Raw genomic sequence first — 16,818 nt, 5'->3', positions numbered from 1 at the left:
GGGAAGGGCGATGAAGTGTAGGGCGCGCGGTGCCGTTGTGGCGGTCGTGCTGGCCTGGGCCGGGCCGGCGACGGCTCAGGCGATCCCGGCCCTGCCGGAGGTCGGCGCCTTCAGGCTGGGAATCCAGCCCTGGCTGGGCTACGGCCTCTGGCATATCGCGGCGGCGAAGGGCCTGTTCCGGGCCAAGGGCATGCCGGATGTCGAACTCGTGACCTTCGCCGAGGATCGAGAGATCAAAGCGGCGCTGGCCGGCGGCCAGATCGACGGTGCCGGCGTCGCCACCCATACGGCGCTGATGCTGGCGGCGGCAGGGGTACGGATCCGGATCGTCGCCTTGCTCGACGTCAGCATGGCTGCCGACGCCATCATCGCCGGTCCCGGGGTGGAGACCATCGCCGATCTCAGGGGCAAGGAGGTCGCCTATGAGGAGGGCAGCACCAGCCACATGCTGCTCAGCTATGCCCTGGCGCAGAACGGCATGAGCCTCGCCGACATCATCTCTGTGCCGATGCCCGCCCTGGACGCCGCCACGGCCGTGACCGTGGATCGGACGCCGGCGGCGGTGACCTACGAGCCCTACCTGTCCCTGGCGCGGCTGGTCGATCCGAGGGTCAAGGTTCTGTACACGGCGGCGGAGGATCCCGGCCTGATCTCGGATGTCTTCGTGGTGCGTGAGGAGGTGGTGGAGCAGCGGCCCGGCCAGATTGCCGCGCTGCTCCGCGTCTGGCAGGCGGCCCATGACGACTATCAGAAGGATGTGGCGGGCGGCCGCGCCATCATCGCCCGGGCGGTGCGGGCGACGCCGGAGGGGCTGGCGACCGCCTTCGACGGAGTCACCTTCTACGCCCTGCCGGACAGCAGGACCCAGCTGACCGGCGCCTTCGCCCAGCACGTCATCGCCGACGTCGAGAAGGCCGCCCGGACCGCGGGTCTGCTGCAGGGCGACGTCGATGGCGCCGGGTTGATCGATCCGCGCTTCGCCGCCGCCGCTGCCCCGTGACCCGGCAGTCTCAATGCAGGGTGACGCCGGTGTCGATCGTCTCCACCGGCGCGATGCCGGCCTCGGCGCCGACGCGCATGTTGGCGCTGGCCCGCTCGAGCATGGACGTGACGCCCTCGGCCTCGACGGCCGCCGCGATCATCTGCCCGGTCAGGAAGGCGAGGGCGCCGATCAGCGCGCCGCTGACCGCCTGCGGGTCGCCGCCGGCCTCGGCGGCATAATCCTCGGACCGCTCGCCGATCAGGGCGAGAAGGTCGTTGTGGATCTGCTGGGTCAGGGGGCCGATCGTGTCCATCTCCATCCTCCGCGGCGGCGCTCCGGGGCAGGGGCCGTTCTGTGTTGGTATGGCATCAATAGCGGCCGGACAGCGCCGGTTCCGGCCCGGCCCGCGGCATTCAAATCAGAATTGGAAGGAATTTCCAGGGTGTTGCCGCTTTGTTCGGAAGACGCCGGAGGCTATGCTGGGCTAACCCTGTCGCATCGGCTGGCCAGCCCGATGCGTGGGACACTGAAGGCCATGCGCCGCGGGGAGGGCCATGTTCAGCCACATCACGGTGGGCACGAACGACATCGATCGGGCCAAGCAGTTCTATGACAGGGTGCTGGCGGCGATCGGCCTGCGCTGCCAGCTCGACGACCGCGTCGCCGGCTGGCTGTGCTACGTGCCGGAGGGCGACAGCGGCCCGGAATTCCTGATCTGCCGCCCGATCGACGGCGGCAAGGCGACCTTCGGCAACGGCGTCACCATCGGCTTCAACGTGCGCGACCGGGCACAGGTCGACACCTTCCACCGGGTGGCGCTGGCCGCGGGCGGGGTGGACGAGGGCGCTCCCGGCACCCGGCCGCACTACCATCCCAGCTACTACGGCGCCTATGTGCGGGACCCGGACGGCAACAAGCTGTGCTGCGTCTGCCACCGGTCGGACGCGCCGGGGCTGTTTCCGTAGCCGGTCAGGCCGGCTGCTCGGTGATGGAATCGACGCGGTCGGGATAGAAGGCGAGGTGGTCTTTGATGGCGGCGACGGCGTCGTAAGGCCTCTCGTAGGTCCAGACCGCGTTCACCGCCCGCCCGTCGCCGATGCTGTAATAGGCGGCATCGCCCTTGTAGGGGCAATAGCTGGCGTGGTCGGTGCGCTGCAGCGCCGCCATGTCGACGTCCCGGCGCGGGATGTACTGCACCGGCGGGTAGCTCGCCTCGCGCAGCGTCAGCGCGTTGCGGCTGTCGGCGACGACCCGGCCGGCGACCGTGACCACGACCCTGGCCGGGTTCGGCGTGACCGTGATCGGGTGGTCGGGTCCGGGGATCTTCCTCGGCTTCAAGCTCATGGCGCTCGGCCCTGATGTGTGCTGGACCTTCGATGTGGGGTCCGGACCACGCCAGGGGAAGGGGTGGTCAGAGAGGTCTCTCAGAACTTGCCGTGGCGGAGATAGGCTTCCTGCGGCGAGGCGCCGTCCAGGATCGCCTTGCGCACCAGGTTCTCCTGCCGCATCACCTCCTCGACCTTGGCCACCGTCTCCTCGGCCAGGGCCGCGGGGATGACGACGATGCCGTCGATGTCGGCCACCACCCAGTCGCCGGTGGCGATCCGCACCTGGCCGATGGTGATCGGCTCGCCATAGGCCTCCGGCACCCAGGCGGCGACGATGTCGCGCGGGGTGCGGAAGCGGGCGAAGACCGGGAAGCCCAGCCGGCGGATGAAGCCGTTGTCGCGCGACCCGCCGTCGACGATGTAGCCGCGCACGCCGCGCGACTGCAGCGCCTCGGCCGACAGCTCGCCCATCAGCGCCCGCACATCGTCCTGCGGCTGGCAGAGGGCGACATGGTCCTTCGGCACCACGGTCAGCAGCTCGGTCCAGGCCAGCAGGCTCTGGTGAGCGTCGACGGTATCGTCCGGCCGGCCGCGGATGGTGAAGATGCGGCCGCAGACGCTGGTGTCCGGATCGACCGCCAGGATGGTGCGCGGCAGCACGCAATTGGCATGTCCCAGGTCGCGCAGCACGTCGTAGACGGCGCCGGAGTAGCAGGCCTCCAGCCGGGCGGTCAGGTTGGTCATGTGCGGTCCTCCCGTCGCGACGCTAGCGTGATCGGTGAGACCTGCGCCACCCCCTCACCCGAAATCGCGTAGCGATTTCGACCTCTCCCCAAGGAGAGGTGAAGGGGCAGCGCCTCCGATTCCCTCTCCTCGGGGAGAGGGAGGGGCCCGGCGCCGAAGGCGACGGGAGGGTGAGGGGGCAGGCCTCTCCGTCAAGCCGCGACCGGCGGCAGCCAGCCCTGGGCCTCGCGCCAGTCCTTGGGCAGGCCGGCGAAGCGGTCGAGGCGCATCGTCGACAGGTCGGCGAAGCTGCAGGCGCCGTCGACGATCAGGTCGCGGATGGCGTGGCCGCTGGCCGGCGACAGGCCGAAGCCGACACTCGACATCGTCGCGACGATGGCGTTGTCGAAGCCCGGCATCCGGTCGATCACCGCGCGCCCGTCCGGCGTGTTCTCGATCACGCCCGACCAGCTGCGGATCATCCGCACATGGGCGGCCTTGGGGAACAGCTCCATCAGCCGCCGGCCGATGTTGCGCAGCAGTGGGCTGGACGGCTTGGGCGGCGTCGCCAGCCCGACCGGCGGCAGCCACTCATGCGGGCCGCCGCCATAGACCAGGTTGCCGCGCAGCGTCTGCCGGCCGTACAGGCCGTTGCCGTCGACCCCGCTCATCGGCATCGCCGGCAGCGGCTCGGTGACGATCATCTCGGCCCGGCCGGAGGCGACCGGCAGGTCGACGCCCAGCATCTCGGCCAAGAGGCCGGTCTGCGGCCCGGCGGCGATCACCACATGGTCGCAGCCGAAATCGCCGCGGTCGGTGCGGACCTTGCTGACCTTGCCGCCGGCGGTGTCGAAGCCGGTGACGGTGCAATGCTGCAGGATGCGGCCGCCATGGTCCTGCAGCGCCCAGGCATAGGCCTGCGAGGTGCGCTGCGGGTTGGCGTGGCCGCCATAGTTCAGCAGGTAGCCGCGTTCGACACCGTCGCCGACCAACGGGGCCAGCTCACGGATCTGCTTGCCGTCCAGCGTCTCGTAGCCGAAGCCCTGCCTCTCGCCCATCCGGACCCAGCCCAGCATGAACTCGACGTCGGACTGGTGCAGGACCACCTTCACCCGGCGCTTCTGGTGCTCGGTCGGATAGCCCAAGAGCTCGTCCATCTGCGGCCACAGCCGCTGCTCCTCCGGGAACAGCGGGCTCTGCGGGTGGGTGCAGCCGCCGCCGTTGCGGCCCGACGCCTCCCAGCCGACGATGCCCTTCTCCAGCACCAGCACGTCGACGCCGCCACGCGCCAGCCACCATGCGGTGCTCAGCCCGGTGACGCCGCCGCCGATGATGACGACCGAGGCGCCGTTCTTTGTCTCCGCCATGATCCGCCCTCCGCCTCAGCCCTGTTTCGTCCCGCCGGTGGGGATGTCCCACCAGGGCACCCATTGGCTCTCGATGCCGAACCAGGAATCCCATTCCTGCCGCACCGCCTCGGCCTCGTCCTGCGGCCACAGCACCTTCAGCGGCAGCGGCCGCACCGGCGGGCGGTAGCTGGCCAGCGGCACCTGGCCGACATCGATGCGGGACGACAGCGCCAGCAGCATCGCCACCTGCTCGCGGCAGCGGCGGCCCTGGCACAGCCCCATGCCGGCGCGGGTCAGGCGCTTGACCTGGTCCTGGTTGACCGGCCCGTCCTCCAGGAGGGTGGTCAGCGACCGCGTGCCCATCTTGTTCGATTTGCGATCGAGATAGCGCGGCGGGCTGATGTCCAAGAGCTCGCCGCGGCTGACCTCCTCGCACTGGCAGACCATGACGTCGAGCCCGCCGGTGTTGAGCAGCGCCTTCAGCCAGGTCATGCGGTGGTCGCCGTGGCCCTGCAGCGGTTGCGCCAGCCCGACGCGGGCGGCAGAGACGTCGTCGTCGCTTGCCTGGCCCAGCGTGGCGGCGGCGGCGATCGCGGCGATCCGGCCCTCCTGCCGCGCCACGGCGGCGTCGACCGACTTGGCGGCATGGATGCCGGCGCAGTCGCCGACGGCATAGGCGAAGGGCAGGGCGGTGCGGCCGTCCTTGTCGGTCACCGGCACATGGCCGCCGCGGTCGAGGTCATGCACCAGCTTGGCGTCCAGCGCCGCCAGCAGCTCGATGTTCGGCACCGTGCCGATGCCCAGCGCGATGGTGTCGCAGGCGATGTCGCGCTCGGTGCCCGGCACCGGCGACAGGCCGCTGTCGACCCGCACCAGCGTCGCGGTGGTGACGCCCTCGATAGTGCCCGAGGCCGCCTTGATCACATGGCCGGTCAGCACCGGCACGCCATGCGCCTTGACCGCCTCGACCAGCGCGGCGGGGCCGACCGGCTGATCCGCCACCTCGACCAGCCCGGCCACCTCCAGCCCGCGGCCCAGTGCCGTCAGGGCCAGGTCCAGCGCCTCGGCGCCGGTGCCCAGGATCAGCAGGCGCCGCCCGGCGAAGGCGTCGTAGCCGGCGATCAGCCGGTGCACCGCGGTCACGCCCATCACCCCGGGCAGGTCCCAGCCCGGGAAGGACATGCCCAGGTCGCGCCGCCCGGCGGCCACCACCACCCGGTCGAAGCCGACCAGCCAGGACCGGTCGGTGTCGGCCAGGCCGGCGACGGGGCCGGGCATCCACTGCACCCCGGGGGCGTTGGCGAACAGGCCCCAGACCGTGGTCTGCAGCAGCACCTCGACGCCCTTGTCGAACAGCTCCACCAACTCCGGCTGGGCTTCGAGGAACGTCTCCAGCAGCCGGCCCGGCGTGTTCACCGCGGCGGTGGCGCGGCCGCCGAAATGCAGCGGCACATCCATGCCGATCAGGGCGCCGTCGATCGGGTTCTCGTCGACCAGCAGCACCTCCAGCCCGCGCTCCGCCGCCTCCGCCGCCGCGGCGATGCCGGCCGGGCCGGCGCCGATGACGAGAAGCTGGACATGGCGTTCGACCTCCGGGGTCTTCCCGGCGACCGATTTCGGGTCGATCGGTGGATGGGACATGGCTGGCTCGTTCTCCGACGCGGCGTCCGGCTCCCCTCTTGCCTTGCCTGGTTCGGGCATACAGGGTGGGGTCGGCATCTGGCTGGTGACGCAAGGCTACAGCCGGCACCGATCGAGGACGGACGCATTGGCGACAGCGAAGAACAGCAAAGCGACGGCGGACGCCGGAAACGGGCGCCGGACGCTGAGCCGCGAGGACTGGATCCGCGCCGCGCTGAAGGTGCTGGAGAAGGGCGGCGTCGCCAGCGTCAAGGTCGACCGGCTGGCCACGACGCTGAAGGTGACGCGCGGCAGCTTCTACTTCCACTTCAACGGCCGGAAGGACCTGCTGGCGGCGCTGCTGGCGGAATGGCGCCGCCGCAACTGCGCGCCTTTCGAAGCGCTCGAAGGTCGTACCGACCTCGAGGGCGCGGCTTTGTTCCGCGCCTTCCGCAACGTCTGGGTCGACGAGGACCCGTTCAGCCCGGCGCTGGACATGGCGGTGCGCGACTGGGGCCGCGCCTCGAAGGAGGTGGCGCGGGCGGTGCAGGACGCCGACGACCACCGCATGGGCCTGCTGCGGCGCGCCTTCGACCAGATGGGCTATGCCGGCGACGAGGCGCTGATCCGCACCCGGGTCAGCTACTTCCACCAGATCGGCTACTACGCCATGGCCTTCCGCGAGCCGCGGCCGGAGCGGCTGCGCTACCTGACGATCTATGACGACGTATTGACCGGACGGCCGTTCAAGGAATCGGAGCCATGCTGACGATCTGGGGCCGGCGCAACGCCTTCAACGTGCAGAAGGTGATGTGGCTGGTCGGCGAGCTCGGCCTGCCGCATGAGCATATTCCGGCCGGCGGCGATTTCGGCGGGCTGGACGACCCGGCCTTCCGCGCCAGGAACCCGCATGGCAGGGTGCCGGTGATTGACGATGGCGGCACGGTGGTGTGGGAATCGCACTCGATCCTGCGCTACCTCGCCGCGAGGGACGGCCGGCTGTGGCCGGCGGACCCGGGCGAGCGGTCCTTGGCCGACCGCTGGATGGACTGGTCGCTGGCGACGCTGCAGCGCGACTTCATGGACCTGTTCTGGGGCCATTGGCGGACGCCGGAGGCCGAGCGCAACCGCGAGCTGATCGACCGCAGGCAGGAGGCCTGCGCCGCCCATGTCCGGCTGCTCGACGACCATCTGGCCGGCCGGCTCTTCCTGGCGGGCGACAGCTTCGGCCTCGCCGACATCCCGGCCGGCACCGTGCTGTACCGCTATTTCGGCATGGGGCTGGAGACGCCGGCCCTGCCGCATGTCCGCGCCTGGTATGCCCGCCTGGCCGAGCGGCCGGCCTATCGCGAGCATGTGATGATGCCCTTCGACGACATGTATGGCCGGCTGGCTTATTAGTCGGTCTGCGGCCCCAGAAACGCGGCGATCTCCGCGATCAGCGCGTCCCGGCCGCGCTCGGGGCGGTCGAGATGCACGTAGTGGGTGGCGCCGGGCAGGGTGAGGCTGCGGACGCCGGCGGACCGCACCGCGTCATGGGCGAAGGCGGCCGCATCCTCCGGCCGGCTCCAGAAATCATGCTCGCAGCGGACCAGCAGGACCGGGGCTGTGATCGAGCCGGCGTCGAACAGCCGGCGCCCGCCGGCCTGGAGGAAGCTGTCCTCGGTGGCGCCGGCCGGCGCGCGGAAGGCCGGAGGATCGCGCATGTCCGCAGCCGGGTCGCTGGCCAGCGCCGCCCGGGCATAGGCCGCGGCGACGGCCGGGTCGCGCCAGCTGGCCTTGTCCTCGGCCGGGATCGTGCGGTCCCAGGACGGGAACAACGCCGCTTCGGTGTTCAGCGTGTAGCCGCCGATCTTGGGGCTCAGCCGGTCCGGGCGGTCGGGATCGGCGGCGGGCGAGCCGGGCCCCAGCATCGGATGCCGGTCGGCGCCGCCATAGAGCGCGTTCAGCACCACCAGATGGCCGACCCGCTCGGGCCAGAGCGAGGCGTACCAGGCCGACCACATGCCGCCGGTGGCCCAGCCGATCAGAGTCACGGTGTCCGAGCCGGTGCGGTCCGCCGCCATGCGGGCCACGGCGTCGATGTCGCGCACCACCTCATGGGCGCGGGACAGCGGCCGGCTCTCGGTCGCCGGCCGATCCATCGCCGCCGGCCGGTCGGAGCCGCCATAGCCGCGCGCATCCATGACGTAAACGGCGCGGCCCAGCCGCTCGGCCAGGTCGCCGGCCAGCGACCCGCCGGGCACGTCGAGGTCGAACGAGGCGATCCCCGGCACCCGGGCGCCATGGACCAGGATGATCGGCTCCCCGACGGCACCGGCGCGGGGCCGGACCTCGCGGATGCGGATGCCGATGCCGTCCGCGGTCGTGACCCGAAGCTCCTCGCGGACGGGTTCGGCGGCCGCCTCGGCCGGGCCCATGGGGCCCGCGGCGAGGGCGGCGGCCAGGACGGTGGCTCGGGATGCGTGCAGCACGGACACGGTTTCCTCCGGGCTGGTGGGCTCCCGTCCTGTTTGGAACTCCGCGTCTGATCGATCAAATATCGCTTCTACTCGCTTTGATACGTCTCCGGTATCAGCGGGGGCTCGGCTCCTCCGGCCGCGGCGGGCTGCACCGTCAGCAGGTTGGCGTCGCGGGTCAGCAGCCAGCGTCCGTCCGGCTGCTTGCGCAGGATGGTCAGGGTCCAGCCCGCGCGCCGCACCGGCTGGCCGACCGGCGGGACCATGGTGATGTCGAGATGGCTGCGCAGCCAGGCCCAGTCGCCCAGCACCTGCAGCTCGCGGATCTCGCCGCGGCCGTCGATGCGGAACTCCGACTGGCCGGCGGCGGCGGCGGCGAAAGCCTCCTTGCCGAAGGGCTCGTGGCCGGGGACCAGGAAGACGACGTCGTCCGACATCAGGCTGAGGACGGTCGCCGTGTCGCCGGCCTTGCTGGCCGCCATCCAGGTGTCGACCAGGTCGCGGATCGCGCGCTCGTCTTCCGTCATCGCAGGCCTCTCCGGTTGCGGGACGGAACCAATCTAGCCGGAACCGGCCGCCCGGCCAGTCCCTGGGATCAAACCCGCCGCGTCCGGAACTCGGCAATCAGATGCCAGTCGCGCTCGCCGTCGGGCGACCGCTCGGCCCGCCAGACGAAGGCGTCAGGCGTGATCTCGCGGAAGCTCCAGCGGATGGTCGCGCCGCTCTCGTCGCGGCCGAGCTGGACGATGTCGCGCCCTTCGGCCCGGCCGATCTGGCGGGTGTAGTACTGCTTCAGCGGGTCGTGCCACAGGATGTGCCAGGCGTCGAGGCCGGGATCGTAGATCCTGAGCGTGGTGCCGAAGAAGGCGCCGGGCAGGATCCAGACATCCTGGATGGCACGGCCGCCCAGCGCCCAGCCGAAATGGATCTCGCCGCGGCCGGGGGTGGCGGTGCCGTCCTCGGCGAACAGGCGGGTGTCCATCTCCCAGTCGCCGATCAGCCAGCCATAAAGGCCCATCTTTCGGTCCGGCGCCGGGCCGTCGGCGAACAGGGCGGCCTGCAGGGACGGGAAGCCGGGCATGGCGAGGACTCCGGTGGTATCGGGGAGTCCTGGATTAGGCTGTGCCGGGCGGTCGCCGCTTGGAGAAAATTGCGGTTCCGCGCCCGCCCCATGCCAGGCCCGCCGGAACAATTTCGGTCAAAAAATATCCAGTTATGAAATCGATTCTCAATAATATAGATTTTATTTTTATTTGAGGAAAATGAAAATCTCGAATGATTCAGTTTGTAAGTTGCAATTCCTATTCGCCGATGCTCGGATATGATCAATGGCGTCGACATCAGGGGCGAATTTCGCGCCATCGTCGCCCTCCCGTCACTCCGGCCACAGGCTTTCCCGTGCAGGACATGCTGCTCGATCTCGCGATCCCCAGCCGGTTGGAGGCGATGGGCACTGTCCAGGACCGGCTGGACGCGGCGCTCCTGCGGCTCGGCCTCGACGACGACGCCCGCCACCGGATCGGCCTGGCAACGCATGAGGCGGTGGTCAACGCCATCGTCCACGGCAATCGCCGGGATCCCGGCCGGCCGGTCGAGGTCCAACTCGCCTGCGACGGCGAAGACCTCGTCATCCGCGTCGCGGACCGGGGCGCCGGCTTCGACCCGGCCGGCGTCGCCGATCCGCTGTTGCCGGAAAACTTGGCTCGGCCGGGTGGCCGGGGCCTCCTGCTGATGCGGGCCTTGATGGACGTGGTCGGCCATGGGCCCGGCCCGACGGGGGGCACCGTCGCCACCCTGCGCCGGCGGCTGGGCGGGGACCCGCCCCACCCGGATCACTGAAACCAGAGGAAAGCAAAGATCATGGCGAAGATCACCACCCGCACCCGGGACGGGGTCACCATCGTCGACGTCGTCGGCGGGCTCGTCACTGGCGAGGGCGATTCGGGACTGCACGACGCGGTGCGCCAGGCGCTCGTCGGCGGCGCGACCAACATCGCGCTGAACCTCGGCGGGGTCGACTTTGTCAATTCGGCCGGCATCAACGTGCTGGCCAGCAGCCACGCCGCGGTGTCCGACCGCGGCGGAAAGCTGAAGCTGGTCTCAGTCCAGCCCAAGGTGCAAGACGTCTTGTCGATCGCGCGGCTCACCACCGTGTTCGAGATCCACGGTACCGAGGACGAGGCGGTGGCCTCCTTCGCCTGATCGGCCGGCCTCGTCCTGGCGCTGGTCACCGTAGGCTGGGTTCGCAACGCGAACCCAGCATTTCGCCCGTTGGAGCGATGCCGTGTTGGGTTCGCTTGCGGCGAGCCCAACCTACGATGGTGGCGCCGTCCTACTTCAAACTGAACGCCCGCGGCGATTCCTGGGGCGGGGTCGGGCGGTGCAGCAGGTCGATCCGGGCGCCGAACTCCAGCGCGGCGTCGGCCAGGGCGCCGAGGGTGAACTCGGCAGTGGAGACCGGCAGCAGCAGGTCGAAGGCGTCGGCGCCGGCGCGCTGCAGATGCACCCGCACATGCTCCAGCCGGGCGGTGGCGAAGTCGCCCTCGGCCAGCATGTCCGGGTGCAGGTCGACCGCCGCAAGCTTGGCCAGCAGGTCGCGCGACCGCTTCCCGTCCAGCCGCAGCCCGACGAAGCCGCCGGTGCAGGGCACGGCGGCGACCTCCGCCGGCAGGTCGGGCAGGGCATCGGCCTCGGCGATCAGCAGCCGGCGCCAGGGGGCCGTCGGCCACAGCCGTAGCCCACCGGCCGTCAGCGTCGCTCCGGCTTCGGCGACCGCGGCGCCGAACACGCTGCGCTCCCAGCCTGCCAAAGCACCGGCGGATGCCTCGCTCCAGGCCGCGAGTTGCAGGATCGCTGCGAAGCGCCAGGGGCGGAAGCTCAGGCCGTCGGCGTCCAGGGTCGACAGCGCCTCGATCGGGTTCGGATCAGCCACGGACGCGCTCCCCCTTCGGGTCATACATGCAGGGCTCGACTACCCGGACCTCGATGTGGCTGCCGCGCAGCGGGTCGGTGGCGAAGATGGTGCCGCCCATCCGCTCCCGGCTGCGGGCCAGGAAGCCGAGGCCGATCGGCAGCCCGCTCACCGGGCCGATGCAGCTGGAGGTGACGTGGCCCTGGGTCGGCTCGTTCGCGCGGTACATGCCGCCCTCGACCAGATGGGCCCCGGCGACCAGCGGTTCGCCGTTTTCCGACACCAGCCCGACCAGCCGCGGCCGGTCCGGGTCGGCCAGGCCCTCGCGCTGGGCCATCGGCTTGCCGATGTAGGGGCCCTCGCGCTTGGCGAAGCGCTCATGCGCCAGGTCGGCCAGCGTGACCTGGCCGTTGATCTCGGCGCCGGTCAGGAAGCCTTTCTCGATCCGCAGCAGCTCCAGCGCCTCCAGCCCGAAGCGCTGCAGCCCGACCGGCTCGCCGGCCCCGATCAGGCGGTGCCACAGGGCGTGGGCGTGCTGCGCCTCGACATGCAGCTCATAGCCCAGCTCGCCGGTGAAGCTGACGCGCAGGATGCGCAGCGGCAGGTCGTCCAGCACCAAGTCCCGCGCAGCCATGAAGGGCAGGGCGTCGTTCGAGACGTCGGCGGCATCGCCGACCAGCCGGGCCAGCACCGCGCGGGCTTCGGGCCCGGTCAGGGCCAGGGCGGCGCGGGCCTCGGTCAGCTCGGTCACCGCCACGCGCAGCTCCGGCCAGTCGACCTCGGTCAGCCGCTCCATCATCCGAACCACGTCATGCGCCTTGGCGCTGGTGGTGGTGACGTAGAAGCGGTCCTCGGCCAGCCGGGTGACGGTGCCGTCGTCCAGCACGATGCCGTCGTCGCGCAGCATGATGCCGTAGCGCGAGCGGCCGACCGGCAGGGTCTCGATCCGGTTGACGTAGAGCCGCTCCAGGAACGAAGCGGCGTCGGGGCCGGAGACGTCGACCTTGCCCAGGGTCGAGACGTCGAACACCCCGACCCGGGACCGGACGTAGCGGGCCTCGCGCAGCGACGCCTCGCCCAGGCCCTCGCCCGGCCGGGGATAGTAATGCGGCCGCAGCCAGCCGCCGGAGCGGATGAAGACGGCGCCGTCGGCCCGCTGGATCTCGTGGAACGGCGGCCGCCGGGTCGGGTAGGCGTGCCAGCCGACCGACCGGCCGGCGATGGCGCCGAAGGCGACCGGCGTGTAGGGCGGGCGGAAGGTCGGCGCCGCCACATCGCCCCGCCGCAGCCGGCGGGCATCGGCCAGGATGTCCATCGCCGGGCCGTTCGAGGTCTTGCCCTGGTCCGTCGCCATGCCCTGGGTGGTGTAGCGCTTCATGTGCTCGGGCGAGGTGTAGCCCTCGCGCGCGGCCAGCCGGATGTCGGCGGCGGTGACGTCGTTCTGGAAGTCGACGAAGGCCTTGCCGCCGACCTGCGGGTCCGCGACGTGCGGGGCGGTCGCCGGGACAGGGGCGGGGCGCTGCGCAGCCGCGCCGCCGTGTCCGGCCACCCGCGCCGCCTGCCGGCCGACGGCCAGCCCGTCGGCGATCGCGGCCTCGGTCGAGGCGCGGCCGGCGCAGGCGCCGGCGGCCAGCAGCGGGCCGTCGAGGTCCGGCAGCACGAAGCCGCCATGGGTCCAGTCCAGCTTCGGGCGGATGCCGCGCTGGCTCAGCAGATGGGTGGTCGGCATCCAGCCGCCGGACATGGCGATGGCGTCGCAGTCGATCGCGACCGCCTTGCCGCTGCCGTCGGCCCGGCCGATGCGGGCGCCCTCGACGCCCAGCCGGCCCTTGGCGCCGCGAACGGTCGACCCGGCATGAACCGCGATCCCGGCGGTGCGCAGCTCTTCCGCCAGCGCGCCGGGCAGGTCGGTGCGGCTGTCGACCAGCCCGGCGACCACGATCCCGTGCCGCTTCAGCGCCAGGGCCGTGCGGGCGGCGCCGTCGTCGATCCCGGCCACCAGCACTCGCTTGCCCACCGCCACGGCGGTGCGATGGGCATAGCGATGCGCCGCGCCGGCCAGCATCACGCCGGGCCGGTCGTTGTTCGGGAACACCAGCGGCTGCTCGATCGCCCCGGCCGCGACCACGATCGCCGCGGCCCGGATGGTCCAGAAGCGCTGGCGCGGCAGGTGCGGCGGCGGCTCGGCCAGATGGTCGGCGACGCGCTCGACCAGCCCGATTGTGCCGTGGTCGTAGAGGCCGAAGGCGGTGCCGCGCGGCACCAGCGTGACCCGGTCGCCGAAGCCCTGCAGCGCCGCCAGCCGCTCCGCCACCCACTCCGTGGCCGGGCGGCCCTCGACCGGCTCGTCCTCGCCCAGCAGGGCGCCGCCGAAGCGGTCGGCCTCGTCGCACAGGATCACCCGGGCGCCGGACTCGGCCGCGGCCAAAGCGGCGCTCAGCCCGGCCGGGCCGCCGCCCACTACCAGCACGTCGCAGAAGGCGTGGCGGCGCTCGTAGCGGTCGGGGTCGGTCTCTGTCGCCGCGGTGCCCAGGCCGGCGGCGCGGCGGATGATCCGCTCATAGACCGGCTCCCAGAACGAGGCCGGCCACATGAAGGTCTTGTAGTAGAAGCCGGCCGGGAACACCGGGGCCAGCACGCTGTTGACCACGCCCAGCGCGTCGAAGGCCAGGGACGGCCAGCGGTTCTGGCTCTGCGCCACCAGCCCGTCATACAGCTCGACCATGGTGGCGCGGGTGTTGGGCTCGTGCCGCCCGCCGGTGCGCAGCTCGACCAGCGCGTTCGGCTCCTCCGACCCGGCGGACAGGATGCCGCGCGGCCGGTGGTACTTGAAGCTGCGCCCGACCAGCCGGATTCCGTTGGCCAGCAGGGCCGAGGCCAGGCTGTCGCCGGGATGGCCCTCGTAGCGCTGCCCGTCGAACTGGAAGCCGAGCCGCGCCGACCGGTCGATCAGCCCGCCCTGGGCCAGGCGATGGGACGTCATCGTCCGCTCTCCGCAGCGGGGCGGCGCAGCGGCTCGGCCGCCGTGATCTCATGGGTCAGCGTATCGCGCGTGACCAGGATCCAGGACCGGCAGCCGTAATTGTGCTGCCAGTATTCCCGGTGCGTGCCGCGCGGATTGTCGTGGCGGTAGACATGGTCGAACCAGGGCGCGGCCGCCGTCTCGTCATGCGGCGGGCGCGGCGTCTCGGCGTCGCCGCCATAGAAGAACTCGGACAGGTCGCGCGGGCCGCACCAGGGGCAGGGGATTCGCATCTGTCTGCTCCTCAGTGCCGGTTCGCGACCGGCCCGACGCCGTTCTCGTCGATGATCCGGCCGCGCTCGAACCGGTCGAGCGTGAAGGGCCGGTTCAGCTCGTGCGGCGCGCCGTTGGCGATGGTGTGGGCGCAGACCCAGCCGGAGCCGGGGATGGCTTTGAAGCCGCCATAGCACCAGCCCATGTTGAGATACAGGCCGTCGATCGGCGCCAGGCCGATGATCGGGCTGCCATCCATCGACATGTCCATCACCCCGGCCCAGTGCCGCAGGATGCGGGTGCGCGACAGGTTCGGCATCAGGGCGATGGCGGCGGTGGCGATGTCCTCCACCACCGGCAGGTTGCCGCGCTGGGCGTAGGAGTTGTAGCCGTCCAGGTCGCCGCCGAAGACCAGCCCGCCCTTGTCGGACTGGCTGATGTAGAAATGGCCGCTGCCGCCCCAGGACAGGACCTGGTTGACCACCGGCTTCAGCCCCTCGCTGACGAAGGCCTGCAGCAGGTGGCTCTCGATCGGCAGCTTCAGCCCGACCTTGCCGGCAAGGATGGAGGCGGAGCCCGCGGTGGCGAGGCAGACCTTGCCGGCGCTGATCGGGCCCTTGGCGGTCGTCACCCCGGTGACGCGCTCGCCCTCGCGCAGGAAATCAACGACCTCGCAATCCTCGATGATGTCGACGCCGAGGTCGCTGGCGGCGCGGGCGAAGCCCCAGGCCACGGCGTCGTGCCGGGCGGTGCCGCCGCGGCGCTGGATCAGGGCGCCGTAGAGCGGGAACAGGGCCTCGTCGGAATAGTCCAGGTTCGGCGCGATCCGGCGCAGGTCGTCCGGCTCCAGCCAATCGGCATCGATGCCGGCCAGGCGCATGCCGTTGCCGCGGCGGCGCAGCGCCATGGCGCCCCCCAGCGAAGTCGCCAGGAACATCGAGCCGCGGGCCGAGAACATGACGTTGTAGTTCAGGTCCTCGCTGAGCTCATGCCACAGCTTGAGCGACCATTCGTAGAAATGCTGGTTGTCCGGCAGCAGGTAGTTCGAGCGCACCACGGTGGTGTTGCGGCCGACATTGCCGCCGCCGATCCAGCCGCGCTCGACCAGCGCGACATTGGTGATGCCGTGGTTGCGCGCCAGGTAGTAGGCGGTGGCCAGGCCGTGCCCGCCGCCGCCGACGATGACGACGTCATAGCTCTTCTTCGGCGTCGCCTTGCGCCACGCCGGCTCCCAGCCGCGATGGCCGCCCAGCGCCTTCCGCGCCAGCGACAGGAAGGAGTACCGCTGCATCAATCCGCCCCGTCTTCGCCGGGTTTGCCCGGCATCTCCCGATCTTCCGGTACAGTACACCACTGTATGTTGGTGGGAAGAGGGATGTGCGGGCGCAACAAGGAAGAGCCAAAGCCTTGCCAGCGGGCGGCGCGGTGCCTGCCATGCTGGCCTACTTCAGCGGCGAGAGGCTCGAAGCCACCCTTGAGATCGGTTACAAGATGGGAGGATTTGAATCAGGAATTTTTCAATGCTCGCCCACGAGTCTCTCGGCAAACACTTCCTCGAATGGGTCAAAAAGGAGGCGAGCGCCGAGGAGGACGCGGCCAAGACGATCAGTGCGCCGATCGCGGTTCTCGCCCTGAATGGGGCTCTGTTCGGATTTATGATCGGCATGGTCAAAGACACTGCGCGGGATTTCCCCATCATCATCCTGTTTGCCCTTTTCATCGTCTCGATGGCGTTCATGTCGATGGCACTCGTACGCATCATTTTTGCCATCAAGGCGACGGGCTACGCGACGCCGCCAGACGAAGAGGAAATGATCCGACATATCGAAGGCGAGGAGTATTATCTGTTGAATGACCTCTACCTTCCGAAGGCTGCAGCCAAGGAGCGCCTCGACCGGTATATAGGCAGGCTATATCTGGATGCTTATGCGCGAATGATAAAGGAGAACCGGGCCACGAACGCGCTGCGGACGAGGGCACGCTCCGAAGCCGTACTCTATGGTTGCGCCGCTCTGGTAGCTACATTTTCGTGTCTGATGTACCTTGTCATCAGATCGCTTGCTGCTTAGGTGGGAGGCAGGAGATGGTGATGGCCGCAAAGACAAGGCAGATTGAGCACGGTCAAGGTGGACCAGTCGGCGCGGAGGGCGGAAGGCGGCCCCCTCGGACGCCTGCGCCCGATGTCCAGTACTTCATCTACGGTCCTCGTTT

19 protein-coding genes are annotated in these 16,818 nt (G+C 70.5%); 7 read left to right on the top strand and 12 right to left on the bottom strand.

Annotation, left to right across the window (positions count from 1 at the left end; genetic code table 11):
- The first annotated feature begins 10 nt into the window (after positions 1–10).
- A complete protein-coding gene (locus tag ACTOWL_RS24620) occupies positions 11–1,000 on the top strand; it encodes an ABC transporter substrate-binding protein (RefSeq protein WP_441323927.1) in 990 nt (329 codons plus the stop codon).
- A gap of 10 nt (positions 1,001–1,010) precedes the next feature.
- Here the strand turns inward: ACTOWL_RS24620 and ACTOWL_RS24615 are convergent, their stop codons facing one another.
- On the bottom strand, positions 1,011–1,295 hold the full coding sequence (locus ACTOWL_RS24615; protein WP_441323926.1) for a hypothetical protein: 285 nt from the start codon (positions 1,293–1,295) through the stop codon (positions 1,011–1,013).
- A gap of 241 nt (positions 1,296–1,536) precedes the next feature.
- Here ACTOWL_RS24615 and ACTOWL_RS24610 point away from each other — a divergent pair, with 241 nt between their 5' ends.
- A complete protein-coding gene (locus ACTOWL_RS24610; protein WP_441323925.1) occupies positions 1,537–1,947 on the top strand; it encodes a VOC family protein in 411 nt (136 codons plus the stop codon).
- A gap of 4 nt (positions 1,948–1,951) precedes the next feature.
- Here ACTOWL_RS24610 and ACTOWL_RS24605 read toward each other — a convergent pair whose 3' ends face one another.
- The 4 genes from ACTOWL_RS24605 to ACTOWL_RS24590 form a co-directional block, all read right to left on the bottom strand.
- Positions 1,952–2,326 (bottom strand): DUF427 domain-containing protein, encoded by a 375-nt coding sequence (locus ACTOWL_RS24605; RefSeq protein WP_441323924.1) that lies wholly within the window; start codon positions 2,324–2,326, stop codon positions 1,952–1,954.
- Positions 2,327–2,406: 80 nt separating this feature from the next.
- Positions 2,407–3,054, bottom strand: coding sequence for an RraA family protein (locus ACTOWL_RS24600; protein ID WP_441323923.1), 648 nt, complete (start codon positions 3,052–3,054; stop codon positions 2,407–2,409).
- A 191-nt stretch (positions 3,055–3,245) separates the two neighbouring features.
- Positions 3,246–4,400: an NAD(P)/FAD-dependent oxidoreductase gene (locus ACTOWL_RS24595; protein WP_441323922.1), complete on the bottom strand. Its 1,155-nt coding sequence runs from the start codon at positions 4,398–4,400 to the stop codon at positions 3,246–3,248.
- A 15-nt stretch (positions 4,401–4,415) separates the two neighbouring features.
- Positions 4,416–6,023 carry an FAD-dependent oxidoreductase gene (locus ACTOWL_RS24590; RefSeq protein ID WP_441323921.1) on the bottom strand — a complete coding sequence of 536 codons (1,608 nt, stop codon included), beginning with the start codon at positions 6,021–6,023 and terminating at the stop codon, positions 4,416–4,418.
- Positions 6,024–6,150: 127 nt separating this feature from the next.
- On the opposite strand from ACTOWL_RS24590, the gene ACTOWL_RS24585 reads away from it, so the two are divergent.
- Positions 6,151–6,771, top strand: coding sequence for a TetR/AcrR family transcriptional regulator (locus tag ACTOWL_RS24585; RefSeq protein WP_441323920.1), 621 nt, complete (start codon positions 6,151–6,153; stop codon positions 6,769–6,771).
- Positions 6,765–7,403: a glutathione S-transferase family protein gene (locus tag ACTOWL_RS24580; RefSeq protein ID WP_441323919.1), complete on the top strand. Its 639-nt coding sequence runs from the start codon at positions 6,765–6,767 to the stop codon at positions 7,401–7,403. The genes ACTOWL_RS24585 and ACTOWL_RS24580 overlap by 7 nt, the downstream gene beginning before the upstream one ends.
- Here ACTOWL_RS24580 and ACTOWL_RS24575 read toward each other — a convergent pair.
- From ACTOWL_RS24575 to ACTOWL_RS24565, 3 genes are all read right to left on the bottom strand, one after another.
- On the bottom strand, positions 7,400–8,482 hold the full coding sequence (locus ACTOWL_RS24575; RefSeq protein ID WP_441323918.1) for an alpha/beta fold hydrolase: 1,083 nt from the start codon (positions 8,480–8,482) through the stop codon (positions 7,400–7,402). The genes ACTOWL_RS24580 and ACTOWL_RS24575 overlap by 4 nt on opposite strands.
- 68 nt (positions 8,483–8,550) lie before the next feature.
- On the bottom strand, positions 8,551–8,988 hold the full coding sequence (locus ACTOWL_RS24570; protein WP_441323917.1) for a YybH family protein: 438 nt from the start codon (positions 8,986–8,988) through the stop codon (positions 8,551–8,553).
- A gap of 68 nt (positions 8,989–9,056) precedes the next feature.
- Entirely contained in the window at positions 9,057–9,542 is a 486-nt protein-coding gene (locus ACTOWL_RS24565; protein WP_441323916.1) for a hypothetical protein, read from the bottom strand.
- Between the two features lie 326 nt (positions 9,543–9,868).
- On the opposite strand from ACTOWL_RS24565, the gene ACTOWL_RS24560 reads away from it, so the two are divergent.
- Together ACTOWL_RS24560 and ACTOWL_RS24555 are read left to right on the top strand one after the other, a co-directional pair.
- The gene (locus ACTOWL_RS24560; RefSeq protein WP_441323915.1) at positions 9,869–10,300 is read left to right on the top strand and encodes an ATP-binding protein; all 432 of its coding nucleotides are present in this window, start codon (positions 9,869–9,871) and stop codon (positions 10,298–10,300) included.
- Between the two features lie 21 nt (positions 10,301–10,321).
- Complete coding sequence (locus ACTOWL_RS24555) at positions 10,322–10,663, top strand: STAS domain-containing protein (RefSeq protein WP_441323914.1); 342 nt, start codon at positions 10,322–10,324, stop codon at positions 10,661–10,663.
- Positions 10,664–10,793: 130 nt separating this feature from the next.
- On the opposite strand, the gene ACTOWL_RS24550 is transcribed toward ACTOWL_RS24555, so the two are convergent.
- Genes ACTOWL_RS24550 through ACTOWL_RS24535 form a run of 4 tightly spaced genes read right to left on the bottom strand, consistent with a single transcriptional unit; the run spans position 10,794 to position 15,898 of the window.
- A complete protein-coding gene (locus tag ACTOWL_RS24550; protein WP_441323913.1) occupies positions 10,794–11,393 on the bottom strand; it encodes a hypothetical protein in 600 nt (199 codons plus the stop codon).
- The gene (locus tag ACTOWL_RS24545) at positions 11,386–14,355 is read right to left on the bottom strand and encodes a sarcosine oxidase subunit alpha family protein (RefSeq protein WP_441323912.1); all 2,970 of its coding nucleotides are present in this window, start codon (positions 14,353–14,355) and stop codon (positions 11,386–11,388) included. Before ACTOWL_RS24545 ends, ACTOWL_RS24550 begins: the two co-directional genes overlap by 8 nt.
- A complete protein-coding gene (locus ACTOWL_RS24540; protein ID WP_441323911.1) occupies positions 14,352–14,627 on the bottom strand; it encodes a sarcosine oxidase subunit delta in 276 nt (91 codons plus the stop codon). Before ACTOWL_RS24540 ends, ACTOWL_RS24545 begins: the two co-directional genes overlap by 4 nt.
- A gap of 11 nt (positions 14,628–14,638) precedes the next feature.
- A complete protein-coding gene (locus tag ACTOWL_RS24535; RefSeq protein WP_441323910.1) occupies positions 14,639–15,898 on the bottom strand; it encodes a sarcosine oxidase subunit beta family protein in 1,260 nt (419 codons plus the stop codon).
- 229 nt (positions 15,899–16,127) lie between these two features.
- On the opposite strand from ACTOWL_RS24535, the gene ACTOWL_RS24530 reads away from it, so the two are divergent.
- Positions 16,128–16,676: a hypothetical protein gene (locus tag ACTOWL_RS24530; RefSeq protein WP_441323909.1), complete on the top strand. Its 549-nt coding sequence runs from the start codon at positions 16,128–16,130 to the stop codon at positions 16,674–16,676.
- The last annotated feature ends 142 nt before the right edge of the window (positions 16,677–16,818 follow it).

The organism is Inquilinus sp. CA228, from assembly GCF_052078665.1.
In the GTDB taxonomy this organism is placed as follows: domain Bacteria; phylum Pseudomonadota; class Alphaproteobacteria; order DSM-16000; family Inquilinaceae; genus Inquilinus.
This window is presented reverse-complemented; position numbering and strand designations above follow the sequence as displayed.

What these genes read in the sequence shown, in the direction of transcription:
- ACTOWL_RS24545 (WP_441323912.1), bottom strand. Translation starts at nt 14,355, where the DNA reads ATGACGTCCCATCGCCTGGCCCAGGGCGGGCTGATCGACCGGTCGGCG.
- ACTOWL_RS24580 (WP_441323919.1), top strand. Translation starts at nt 6,765, where the DNA reads ATGCTGACGATCTGGGGCCGGCGCAACGCCTTCAACGTGCAGAAGGTG.
- ACTOWL_RS24600 (WP_441323923.1), bottom strand. Translation starts at nt 3,054, where the DNA reads ATGACCAACCTGACCGCCCGGCTGGAGGCCTGCTACTCCGGCGCCGTC.
- ACTOWL_RS24595 (WP_441323922.1), bottom strand. Translation starts at nt 4,400, where the DNA reads ATGGCGGAGACAAAGAACGGCGCCTCGGTCGTCATCATCGGCGGCGGC.
- ACTOWL_RS24555 (WP_441323914.1), top strand. Translation starts at nt 10,322, where the DNA reads ATGGCGAAGATCACCACCCGCACCCGGGACGGGGTCACCATCGTCGAC.
- ACTOWL_RS24605 (WP_441323924.1), bottom strand. Translation starts at nt 2,326, where the DNA reads ATGAGCTTGAAGCCGAGGAAGATCCCCGGACCCGACCACCCGATCACG.
- ACTOWL_RS24570 (WP_441323917.1), bottom strand. Translation starts at nt 8,988, where the DNA reads ATGACGGAAGACGAGCGCGCGATCCGCGACCTGGTCGACACCTGGATG.
- ACTOWL_RS24540 (WP_441323911.1), bottom strand. Translation starts at nt 14,627, where the DNA reads ATGCGAATCCCCTGCCCCTGGTGCGGCCCGCGCGACCTGTCCGAGTTC.
- ACTOWL_RS24590 (WP_441323921.1), bottom strand. Translation starts at nt 6,023, where the DNA reads ATGTCCCATCCACCGATCGACCCGAAATCGGTCGCCGGGAAGACCCCG.
- ACTOWL_RS24560 (WP_441323915.1), top strand. Translation starts at nt 9,869, where the DNA reads ATGCTGCTCGATCTCGCGATCCCCAGCCGGTTGGAGGCGATGGGCACT.
- ACTOWL_RS24610 (WP_441323925.1), top strand. Translation starts at nt 1,537, where the DNA reads ATGTTCAGCCACATCACGGTGGGCACGAACGACATCGATCGGGCCAAG.
- ACTOWL_RS24615 (WP_441323926.1), bottom strand. Translation starts at nt 1,295, where the DNA reads ATGGACACGATCGGCCCCCTGACCCAGCAGATCCACAACGACCTTCTC.
- ACTOWL_RS24530 (WP_441323909.1), top strand. Translation starts at nt 16,128, where the DNA reads ATGCTCGCCCACGAGTCTCTCGGCAAACACTTCCTCGAATGGGTCAAA.
- ACTOWL_RS24535 (WP_441323910.1), bottom strand. Translation starts at nt 15,898, where the DNA reads ATGCAGCGGTACTCCTTCCTGTCGCTGGCGCGGAAGGCGCTGGGCGGC.
- ACTOWL_RS24565 (WP_441323916.1), bottom strand. Translation starts at nt 9,542, where the DNA reads ATGCCCGGCTTCCCGTCCCTGCAGGCCGCCCTGTTCGCCGACGGCCCG.
- ACTOWL_RS24620 (WP_441323927.1), top strand. Translation starts at nt 11, where the DNA reads ATGAAGTGTAGGGCGCGCGGTGCCGTTGTGGCGGTCGTGCTGGCCTGG.